The organism is Rhodoblastus acidophilus, from assembly GCF_009720655.1.
Taxonomy (GTDB): domain Bacteria; phylum Pseudomonadota; class Alphaproteobacteria; order Rhizobiales; family Beijerinckiaceae; genus Rhodoblastus; species Rhodoblastus acidophilus_A.
Map to the genome: position 1 here is coordinate 1 of NZ_WNKS01000037.1, position 10,723 is coordinate 10,723.

Annotated in this window: 6 protein-coding genes; 3 read left to right on the forward strand and 3 right to left on the reverse strand. The window is 67.6% G+C overall.

The features are described 5' to 3' along the window. Positions 1 to 414 precede the first annotated feature (414 nt). The 3 genes from GJ654_RS20400 to GJ654_RS20410 all read right to left on the reverse strand — a co-directional run bounded on the left by GJ654_RS20400 (position 415) and on the right by GJ654_RS20410 (position 7,005). Complete coding sequence (locus GJ654_RS20400; protein WP_155448021.1) at positions 415 to 3,792, reverse strand: sensor domain-containing protein; 3,378 nt, start codon at positions 3,790 to 3,792, stop codon at positions 415 to 417. A gap of 146 nt (positions 3,793 to 3,938) precedes the next feature. Beyond that, on the reverse strand, positions 3,939 to 4,427 hold the full coding sequence (locus GJ654_RS20405; RefSeq protein ID WP_155448022.1) for a glutathione peroxidase: 489 nt from the start codon (positions 4,425 to 4,427) through the stop codon (positions 3,939 to 3,941). Positions 4,428 to 4,458: 31 nt separating this feature from the next. Continuing rightward, on the reverse strand, positions 4,459 to 7,005 hold the full coding sequence (locus GJ654_RS20410) for an exopolysaccharide transport family protein (protein WP_196305646.1): 2,547 nt from the start codon (positions 7,003 to 7,005) through the stop codon (positions 4,459 to 4,461). 135 nt (positions 7,006 to 7,140) lie between these two features. Between GJ654_RS20410 and GJ654_RS20415 the strand changes: the two genes are divergently transcribed. From GJ654_RS20415 to GJ654_RS20425, 3 genes are all read left to right on the forward strand, one after another. Beyond that, positions 7,141 to 7,698, forward strand: a complete 558-nt coding sequence (locus GJ654_RS20415; RefSeq protein WP_155448024.1) for a polysaccharide biosynthesis/export family protein — start codon at positions 7,141 to 7,143, stop codon at positions 7,696 to 7,698. 120 nt (positions 7,699 to 7,818) lie between these two features. Further along, positions 7,819 to 9,252 (forward strand): undecaprenyl-phosphate glucose phosphotransferase, encoded by a 1,434-nt coding sequence (locus tag GJ654_RS20420; protein WP_155448025.1) that lies wholly within the window; start codon positions 7,819 to 7,821, stop codon positions 9,250 to 9,252. A 106-nt stretch (positions 9,253 to 9,358) separates the two neighbouring features. Beyond that, entirely contained in the window at positions 9,359 to 10,477 is a 1,119-nt protein-coding gene (locus GJ654_RS20425; protein ID WP_342394939.1) for a glycosyltransferase, read from the forward strand. Positions 10,478 to 10,723 lie beyond the last annotated feature (246 nt).

A 10,723-nucleotide genomic window follows, 5' to 3' on the forward strand; every position in this document is an offset into this window, starting at 1 on the left:
CCCAACACCAAGCGAACCGACATTCATGGCTCCCGACCGAAAAGGAGCTTGAATCAGATTTGCGAGTCTGTGGGAATTCTGAATGTCAACGCGCTCTAGGCGCGCGCGAAGGCCGGGCGCGCGTCCAAATCAGCGCGCCGCCCCCGCGCGTCCCCTCAGGGGGACTGGATCGAATTGCGCGGCTGAGCCTCCCGGCGTGAGCACGGCTCTGGACGCGCAATTCGTTCCTGTCCCCGCCCAGCGTCACGAAACGGGGACACCTCAAGTCCTCTCGTGGATCTCAGGCCCGACGAAAAGCTTTTTGTGGGCGCGCCCCCTATGAATCGCGCGACAAGCGCGACGAGGTCAACGCCAGAGCGATGAGCGACCCGCGCATGACCGACATCGACGGCAAGCGCATGATCTTTGGCGGCTTCAAATCCTGCGTTGGCGACTGAACGTGGGCGCCGCCCGCGCGACCCCCACGGCGCTGGCGTAGGCCGAGATCGGCTCGGGCGCGCCGATCAAAAACCCTTGCGCTTCGCCGCAGCCGGCGGCCCGCAAAAAATCCAGTTGCGCCGAGGTCTCCACCCCCTCGGCGATCAGCGGCACGCCGAGCCCGCGCCCGAGGCCGACGATAGCGCGGACGATGGCCTGCGAATTGCCGTTCTCCGGCAGGCCGGCGACGAAGGAGCGGTCGATCTTGATCTTGTCGAACGGGAAGGACTGCAGATAGGCCAGCGACGAATAGCCGGCGCCGAAATCGTCGATGGCGACGCGCACGCCCACGGCCTTCAACTGACGCAGGTTCGCCGTCACGCGGGCGAAATCGTCGACCAGCACGCCTTCGGTGATTTCCAGTTCCAGACGCCGCGCCGACAGGCCGGTTTCGAGCAGGATGGCGTGCACGGCGCCGACCAGGCCTTCTTTTCGGAACTGCACCGGCGAGAGATTGACGGCGACGGACAGCGGATTCGGCCAGGACGCCGCCTCGCGACAGGCCTCGCGCAAAACCCATTCGCCGACGGCGCCGATCAGCCCGCGCTCCTCGGCGATGGGGATGAACACGTCGGGCGAGATGAAGCCGCGCTGCGGATGAAGCCAGCGCAGCAGCGCCTCGAAGCCGAAAATTTCGCCCGCCGCATTCACCTGGGGCTGATAATGGAGCGAGAGTTCGTCTCGCTCCAGCGCGTCGCCGAGGTCCTGAAACAGGGCGTTGCGCTCGCGCAGGCGGCTGTCGAGCCCGCTGTCGAACAGGCACACATGGCTTCTCAGCTCCGACTTGGCGCGATAGAGCGCGGCGTCGGCGTTGGCGAGCGCCGTCTCCCGGTCGCCGTGGTCGGGATAGAGGGCGACGCCGACGCTGAGGCCGATGCGGATCTGCCGCCCGTCGATCTCCACGGGTTTTGACACCGCATCGCACAGGCGCTCCGCCAGTTCCGCCGCGCGCGCCGCTGGCGCCTTGCCGGTGACGAGCGTCATGAATTCGTCGCCGCCGACCCGCGCGATCGGCGCGCTTCCGGCCGCGCCCAGCAGGGCGTTGGCCACCCGGCGCAAGAGTTCGTCGCCCACCGCATGGCCAAAGACGTCGTTGACCTCCTTGAACCTGTCGAGGTCCATGCAGAGCACGGCGACGGACGTCCCATCGTCGTCGGCCGTGGCGATGGCGTCGGCGAGGCGCTGGTTGAAGGCGGCGCGGTTGGGCAGGCCGGTCAGCGTGTCGTGGTGGGCGAGATAGCCGATCTTCTGCTCGGACTTCTTTCGGTCGGTGATGTCAAGGACCACGCCGATGTAGCGCCGCACCTCGCCGTCGGGGTCGCGCAGCGGGCCCGCGCGCGACAGCAGCCAGCGCTCGGCGCCCGGCGGGGCGTTGGTGCGCCATTCCATCTCGAAATCGCGGCCGGCGGCCACCGCCTCCGCGATCACTTTCGCGGTCGCGTCGCGATCGTCAGGATGCACGGAGGCCAGCCATGTCGCGTAGGAGGCCTTGGCGTGGCGGGGATCGAGCCCGTATAGGCTCCACAATTCCTCCGACCAGATGGCGTCGTCGCTTTCGAGGCTCCACGACCACGCGCCGGCGTTGGCGGCGCGCAGGGCGAGACGCAGCCGCTCCTCGCTGTCGCGCAGCGCCTGGGCGGCGCGCGCGCGCTCCACCGCCATCCAGGTGCGTTCGGCGGTCTCCTCGACCAATGCGACGTCGAGCGCGGTCCAATGCCGGGTCTCGCGATTGAGGATCGTCAGGATCGAGACGAGACGCCCGCCCTTGATCAGCGGCGCGCCGACGAACGCGCCGATTTCGCGCGCCGCATAGGTGGCGGCGACACTCGCCTCACCCGCGCGCGGGTCGGCGGCGGTGTCGTCGACCACGTTGATCTGGCCAACCTTGAGGCGGTCGATCAGTTCGGGTCCGAAATGTGCAAGCCGATGCGCGCCGAGGGTTGACGGCATGGCGCCGTCGGTCCATTCGCGCCGGTTGATCGCGACGTCCTGAGTTTCGTCGATTTCCGCATAGGCGACCTGGTTGCAGGCGAGCGCCCGGCCCAGAATTTCGCTCGCCGTCGCCATGATCTCCAGGGGATCGCCGAGCGGTTTGAGCGCGTCCGCCAACTCCAGCACGAAGGCTTGTTTGCGCGCGTCCTCGCGTTGAAGCGCGTCCAGCCAGATTTCCTCTGATACGTCGGTATAGACGCCGTTCCAGATGATCGCGCCATCGGGCCGCGGATCCGGGCGCGCCCGCATGCGCATCCAGCGCACGACACCGTCTGGGCGGCGCATCGGGACATCGAACGACAGGTCGGCGCCCGTGCGCGCACACGCGTTCTTGGCGGCCTGCAGGGCCGGCGCGTGCTCCGGCAGGATCTGCGACACCAATTTTTCGCCGTCGGCGAGAACCTCCTCGGCCGAAAGCCCGTTCAGCTGGGCGACGCCGGCGCTGATGTAGAGGAAGCGGGGGCCGCCCTCCGGATCGGCGGTGAGCCGGTAAACCACGCTGTCCGGCAGGTTGTCGCCGAGCGCCCGCAAGGCGGCTTCGCTGCGGCGCGTCGCCTCCTGCTCCCGCAGGGTCTCGCTCACGTCTTCGATGAAGATGACGATGCCGCCGATCTCGCCGTCGGCGCGCCGCCAGGGCTGGACTTCCCAGCGAAGCCATTGCCGCGATCCATCGGCGCGCAGGAAAAGCTCGCAGTCTTCGCGCAGCGTCTCGCCGGCGAGGGCGCGGCAGTTGACCATTTTCCAATGATCGGGAATGTCGGAAAAGACTTCGTAATGCAATCGGCCCGCCAGCGCGTCCGGCCGCCTGAGCGCCTCCCGCCAGCGGCGGCTCGAGGCGAGATAGCGCATGTCCCGGTCGAACATGGCGACGATCGCGGGGGCCTCTGCGACGAAATGGCTCAGCTGCGCCTCGTTCTGGCGCGCGAGACCAGCCGCGTGCAGGCGCGTCTGCGCGTCGAGGGCGAGGTCCGCGCACACCACGATCATCAGGCTGCTCAAGCTGAACCCCACGAGGCGCAGCCAGTCCAGCGCGTCGGCCCCCGGTCCGCCCGGATGCGCGGCGATGAGCGAAAGCGCGACCACCACCAGTGCGCCGGCGCGTCCGAACAGCGCGGCGGCGACGGCCACGCCCGGCAGGTACGTCAAGTAGGGAAAGCTCGGGTCCTCGACGCCAAACACCGCGAACCGCAAGGCGAGGCCGAGCAGGAACACGCAGGCGCCGCCCGCCATGCGCGCCGAACGCCGCCAACCCTGGAGCGCGGCGAGTTTCGCGAGAGGGAGAGCCGCGCGGACGCGCCTCCAGGCCTTTGAGATCGAAACCATCGTTGCGCCCGCCGACAATACTTGGGCCCGGCAGGCGGCGATCAAAAAAGCGCGCCTGCAACCAAAGGTTGATTTACGGCGAGAGGCATTAAAAAGCTTCTAATCTTCGGCGGAGTCCGGCAGGCGCCGGCGACCTCAGGGGGATTTCAACCGGCGTCGAGCGCCTTTTCGATGTCGCCGGCGAGGTCCTCCGGCTTTTCGGTCGGCGAATAGCGGCGCAACACCTTGCCGTCGCGTCCGATCAGGAATTTGGTGAAATTCCATTTGATCGCCTCGGTGCCGAGCAGGCCGGGCGCGCCGCGCTTCAGTTCGCGGAACAGCGGGTGGGCGTTGTCGCCGTTGACATCGATCTTGGCGAACATCGGGAAGGACACGCCGTAGTTCACCGTGCAGAATTTTTGTATATCGGCGTTCTCGCCGGGCTCCTGATGGCCGAACTGGTCGCAGGGGAAGCCGAGCACCGCGAATCCCCGGGGCCCGAAGCGGCGGTAAAGCGCCTCCAGGCCCGCATATTGCGGGGTGAAGCCGCATCGGCTGGCGACGTTGACCGCCAGGAGAACCTTGCCCGCATGGTCGCGCAAGGTGCGGGTCTGGCCGTCGATGGCGCGTAAAGGGATGTCGAAAATATCGGTCATGCCGCCACTATGACAGAAGCGGCCGCGAAAATCACGCCGCGCCTTCCGTCAATTGGCCGTCGAAGGCGGGCGAGGCCAGGATCAGGTTCCGCGCCCCGGCGGCGGCGAAATCGTCCAGCAGATAGTCGCGCCGGATGGACGGAGGGCCGAGCGCCACCACCGCGTCGGCTTCGCGGGCGAGATCCAGGCCGAGCGCGTCCGACGCCACCGCCAGCAGAACGAAATCGTAGGTGGCGCGCAGCACCTCGATCACCATGCGCAGATCCTCGACCTCGACGTCGAGCGCGCCGCCGCCCCGGCCGAGCAGATGCAGCCGGGTCTCCCCGTCGCGATAGATGGCTTCCGCGTAGGAGGCTTCGCCGGCGAGCAACTGGACGAGGCCCGGCTGCGCCGGATCGCACCCCTCCGCCATGGCGGCGTCGAGGCGTCCGTCGGGGCCGAGTTGCGCAAGAATGGCGCGCCCCTCGCGCGACAGCGCCCGCGCCGCGATCAGGGCGTAGAGCGGCGAGGCGCCGACGCCGGAGTCCGCGAGCAGGGCGATCACGCCCTGGGCGCCGTCGCCGGCGGCGACAATGCGCTCGATCAGCTCGCGCGCGATTTTCGGTTCGCGCGCGGGTCGCGCGTCTTCCGTCGCGGTCGCGGCTGGCGCCAAGGTCTCCCGCCGGACGCCGAAATCGGGCTTGGCTTCGGTCCGCAGCGCGAAGGGGTCGCGGGTCCAGACGCCGTCAACACCGGCGCGCGCGGCGGTTTTTGAGACGGCTTTCGTTGCTGGCTCCAGCTTTTCTTGCGGTATGTCCAGCGTTTCTGGATCGTCGAGCTTGACCGCGGGCGCGCCGAACTCCGCCAGGACGGTCTTCAGCTTGGAGAACGCGCCAAGCCACGCCGCGCGGAGCCGGTTCGTCGGGACCGGCTTGTTTTCGGCCGGCTCGTCTTCAACCGGCTTGACTTGGACCGGAGTGACTTCGACGGGCTTGTCTTCGACCGCCTTGAATTGGACCGCCGTGATTTCGACCGGCTCGACTTCGACCGGCCTGTCTTGGACCGGCCTGTGGTCGTCGATCGGCCCGTCCTTGGCCTGGGCGCGCGCCCCGGTCAGGCGGGCCGCGGCTCCGGCCAGCGCGTCGCTCCAGCGCGCGCCGAGAGGGCGCCGGGCGCGCCCCTGCTCGCCGCCCGCGACCGGCGCGGGCGCCGGCGCGCCCCCGCCCAGCGTTTCCCGAGCGATCACATAGAAACTGGAGAAGAACAGCCCGGCCAGCGCGCCAAACAGCGTGATCGGACCCTTTTTCGGAAAGGCCGGCGTGCTCGGCGCCACCGCGCGCGACACGATGCGGGCGTCTGCGGGCGTGTTCTCGGATCTTTCCCGTCCGACAGCGGCCTGGTATTTGGCCGATTCCGACTCGAGCTGGTCCTTCAGCGTCTTGGCCTGCCGCTGCAACTCGCGCAGCCGGGTCTCGACGCCATTGGCGACGCCAACGTTTCGCTTCTGCTCGTCGAGCTGTCTGGAGAGTTCGGCGACCCGCGTCTCCTGGACGCCCGCCTCATGCTCGAGACCGCGCGCGGCCTTGTCCACCGCCGTGCGCAATTGCATGTCCAGATCGTAAAGCTGCGCCTGCAATTCCTTGATCTTGGGATGGCCGGAGAGCAGCGTGCGCGATTCCGCGGCGAGCTGCGCCTCGACCGCGGAGCGCCGGGCCGCGATGGTGCGCACGAGATCGTTGTTGGAGATCTCGCCGGCGTCGCCGAGCCGGTTGCGCGACAGCAACACGCGCAGCGCCTTGGCCTTGGCCATGGCTTCGGACTGGGTCGCGCGGGCGTCGGCGAGTTTTGTCGCGAGATCGGCGAGTTGCTGGGTGGGCAGGCTCCTGTTTTCGGCGGAATCGTAGAGATCGTTGGCCAGGCGGAAGTCCGCGACCTTGGCCTCGGCCTCGATGACGCGCTGCTGAAGCTCGGCGATCTGCGGCTTCAGGCTTTGCGCCGCCTCGCGCGCGCTCTCGCGCTTGGCCTGCTGCTTCAGGTCGATGTAGAGATTGGCGATGGTGTTGGCGGCGTTGGCCGCGAGGTCGGGGTCCCGCGACGAGAACTCGATCTGCAGGATGCGCGACTTGGTCGGCGACAGCACCTGAAGATGGTCGAAATAATTATTGAGTAGGCGGTCCTCGGACGCCTTGCCGCCGCCGGTCAGCAGCGACAGAAGGGCGAGCGGCCCGCTGGGGGCGGGATCGAACTCGGGCAGTTTTTGCAATTGCAACGCCGACACCGCTTTTCGCGCGAGGTCGCGGGAGCTGACCAGCTGAATCTGGCTGTTGATCGCCTCGGCGTCGATGAGCTGGGACCCTGATTCGCCGCGCGAGGCGGGATCGGGGCGAGTGTAAAACGTTTCCTGATCCTCGACGATCACCCGCGCTTCCGCGATGTAGCGCGGCTTGACGACAAGGCAGAAGGCCAGCGCCGCCGCGGCGCAACCGACGGTCGCCCCGGCGATCAGTCCCTTGCGCCGCGCCAGCGCGGAGAGGGTTCCGGCGACGTCGACCTCGTCGCGTCGCTCGCGCGCATCGAAATCAGGATCGCTCGCACTCATCGTCAACTCCATGTTGACCTGAGGATGAATGATTATGGTTGAGGCCGGGTTAATTGGCGGCGGCGCGACGGGCAAGTCTTCGTTAACCATAAGCGATTAGCCTGCGCGCAGTAGATTTTGTTCGAGGCGGGAATGATGCGCGGGATTTCAACCTTGTTGTGCCTTGCCGTGGCCGGGATGCTCCAGGGCTGCGCATCGTCGCGCGCGCCGCTGGAATACCAGGCGGTGGCCAGCGAGCCTTATACGCTTTCGGCCGGCGACCGCGTGCGGGTCATCGTCTTCGGTCAGGAATCGCTGTCGAATTCCTTCGCCGTCGATTCCTCCGGCCAGATCGCCATGCCGCTGATCGGGCTGGTGCCGGCCCGCGGCCGCACGTCGGCCGACCTCGCCCGCGAGATCGAGGCGCGGCTGCGCGCGGGCTATGTGCGCGAGCCCCGCGTGTCCGTGGATATCGAGGCCTATCGCCCGTTCTTCGTGCTCGGCGAGGTCACGACGTCAGGGCAATACCCCTATGTGAACGGCATGACCGTGGAAACGGCGGTGGCGATCGCCGGCGGCTATACCCCGCGCGCCGCGCGCGACTTTGCGGAACTCACCCGCACCCAGGGCGACCGCACTTTCACCGTGAACGCGCCCATGAACCAGCCGGTTCGGCCGGGCGACACCATTCTGGTGCGTGAACGCTTCTTCTGAGCTTTGCGGACGACGCCTTAACGTTAACCGAAGCTTAAAAGCGAAAGGCTGTCAGAATCGATTAAGCTCATGGGATGACGACGATAAAATCGGTCGTCCTCCAGAAACGAGCTTGAGCAGATGAAGCATGTCGCGCCGGCTGAGACACGGGTCCAGGCCACACGCCAGCGGCGTCTATCCGCCGCGGTCCTGAGCCTGGGCGTGTGCGTGGTGGAACTGGGCGCTCTGATGGCGCTGGCTCTGGCCTTGGGCCCGGTCGCGCCAGGGTCCGGCTTCACGCCGTTGGCGTTTTTGGGCGTGGCGGCGATCTCGCTCGCTTTCGGCGCGGTCCTCCAGGTCTCCGGGGCCTATCGGCTGGAGGCGCTGCGCGCTCCGCCCAAAACCGTGCTTCGCGTCGCCGCGCTCTGGTGCGTCGCCATGCTCGCCGCCATGGCCTTGGCGATGTTTTTCCAGGCGGAGGACCGTTTGCCCTTCCTCTGGCGATGGCTCGGCGGCGGCCTCGTCCTGCTGGCGGCCGAGCGCGCGCTCATCGGCGCGTGGACGCGGCGCATGGCGCGGCTCGGGCGTTTTGACCGCTATGCGGCGATCGTCGGCGGCGGTCCCATGGCGGAAATGCTGCTGGAATCCCTCGCGCGGCAGCCGGAGCCAAACCTGCGCATCCTCGGCCTGTTCGACGATCGCGGCGACGAGCGCTCGCCCGACGTGATCGCGGGCTATCCCAAGCTCGGAACCGTCGACGAACTCCTGGTCTTCGCGCGCCACGTGCGGCTCGATCAGGTGATCTTCGCGCTGCCGGTCAGCGCCGAAGGCCGCATTCTGGGCATGCTGCGAAAACTGTGGGTGCTGCCCGTGGACATCCGGCTCGCCGCCCACGCCAACCGCCTGCGCTTCCGGCCGCGCGCCTACACGTTCATCGGCTCGGTGCCGACCCTCGATCTTCTCGACAAGCCGCTGAGCGACGGCGCCCTGTTCGCCAAAGCCGTGTTCGACCGGGTGGTCGGCGGCATGCTTCTCCTCGCCTGCGCGCCGCTGATGGCGGGCATAGCGCTCGCGGTGCGGCTCACCTCGCCCGGTCCGGCGGTGTTCCGGCAGGAGCGGCTCGGTTTCAACAACGAGCGCATCGTCGTTTACAAGTTCCGCACGCTCTACCACGACCAGTGCGATCCCTCCGCCCGCAAGCAGGTGACGCGCGACGATCCGCGGGTGACGCCGCTCGGCCGTTTCCTGCGCCGGTCGTCTCTGGACGAATTGCCGCAGCTGATCAATGTGCTGAAGGGCGACCTGTCGCTGGTGGGTCCGCGCCCGCACGCGCTCGACGCGCGCGCCGCGGATCGGGAGTACCATTCGGCGGTGGACGGCTATTTCGCCCGGCATCGGGTGAAACCCGGCGTGACCGGCTGGGCGCAGGTCAACGGCTGGCGCGGCGAGACCGACACGCTCGAAAAGATCCAGAAGCGCGTGGACTATGACCTCGACTACATCGAGAACTGGTCGATGCTGCTCGATGTCTACATCCTGGCGCGGACCCCCTCCGCGCTTCTCAAAGCCTATTGAGGCGGGCGCTGCCGGGCGGCCGCATTTGTTAACGCCTCGCGGCTAACCTGCACGGCATTTGCAATCAGGTGTGGCGTTGAGCGGGGATTGCCTCAGAATCGTTCATGTGCTGCGGGCGCCTGTCGGCGGCCTGTTTCGCCATGTGATCGATCTGGCGGCGGCGCAGGCCGCGCTCGGCCATCAGGTTGGCCTGATCGCCGATTCCTCCACCGGCGGCGACGCGGCGGCGCGCGCCTTCCGGGCGATCGCGCCGCATCTTGCCCTGGGCGTCGAGCGCTTTCCCATGCGGCGCGAGCCACACCTCGCCGATTTCGCCGGCATCCTGCGGGTTTATCGCCATGCGTTGCGGCTCAGGCCGGACGTGCTGCACGGCCACGGCTCCAAGGGCGGACTCTTTGCGCGCGCCAACGGGTTTTTGCCGGGACTGGGCGACGTCGTGCGCGCCTATACGCCGCACGGCGGCAGTTTTCATCACCAGCCCGGCCATGCGCTCCACATGTTCGTGGAGCGGCTGGTGGCGGCGCAAACGGACATATTGTTCTTCGAGAGCGACTATATCGCCAACGAGGTCTCCAAGGGCGTGGGCCCGACGCGCGCCCTGACCCGCGTGGCCAAGAACGGCCTGCGACCCGACGAGCTCGCGCCGGCGCCGCTTGACGCCTGCGCCGCCGAATTCCTCTATGTCGGGGAATTGTCGAGCCATAAGGGCGTGGACACGCTGATCGACGCGCTGGCCATCATCCACGGCGCCGGCGCCCAAAAACCGAATCTCGTCATCGTCGGATCGGGCAGGGAGCTGGACCGGCTGGCCGCCATGGTCGAGCGCTACGATCTCAACCGCCACGTGACTTTTCATGGCGTGCTGCCGGCGCGCGAAGCTTTTGCGCTCGGCCGCGTCGTCGTCGCGCCGAGCCGCGCCGAAAGCCTGCCCTATATCGTGCTGGAGACGCTCGCCGCGGAAAAGCCGCTGATCGCCACCGATGTCGGCGGCGTCGGCGAAATTTTCGGGCCGCTTCGCGACCGGCTGATCCCGCGCGACCGCGCCGACATTTTGGCAAGAGCCATGGTCGAGGCGATGACCCGGCCGCTTGAGCAGCTTCAGGCCGAGAGCCTGGCGCTCAAAACCCATGTCGCCCAGCATTTTTCCGTCGACGCCATGGTGCGCGACGTGCTGGCGGGCTATCGCGAGGCGCTGGCGCGCAAGCGCGCGGCGAAACCCCGGTGAAACCGGGATGCGTGGAAAAACGCGCTTGAGTTTGCCCGCAAAGCCTTCTATGAGCGCCGTCGTTGGATTCTCATGCCGGTTCTCGCGCTGGGCGCCGGTCACGAGCGACGCGACAAGGTCGTTGAACACGATTTGTCGCAGGATTGGTGAAGCCTGCATTCGGAACGAGGGCCATGGCCAAGGAAAAATTTACGCGTAGCAAGCCGCACTGCAACATCGGCACCATCGGTCACGTCGACCACGGCA

Excerpts from the sequence above, each read along its gene's own strand:
- GJ654_RS20415 (WP_155448024.1), top strand. The coding sequence starts at position 7,141 with ATGCGCGGGATTTCAACCTTGTTGTGCCTTGCCGTGGCCGGGATGCTC.
- GJ654_RS20410 (WP_196305646.1), bottom strand. The coding sequence starts at position 7,005 with ATGAGTGCGAGCGATCCTGATTTCGATGCGCGCGAGCGACGCGACGAG.
- GJ654_RS20405 (WP_155448022.1), bottom strand. The coding sequence starts at position 4,427 with ATGACCGATATTTTCGACATCCCTTTACGCGCCATCGACGGCCAGACC.
- GJ654_RS20420 (WP_155448025.1), top strand. The coding sequence starts at position 7,819 with ATGAAGCATGTCGCGCCGGCTGAGACACGGGTCCAGGCCACACGCCAG.
- GJ654_RS20400 (WP_155448021.1), bottom strand. The coding sequence starts at position 3,792 with ATGGTTTCGATCTCAAAGGCCTGGAGGCGCGTCCGCGCGGCTCTCCCT.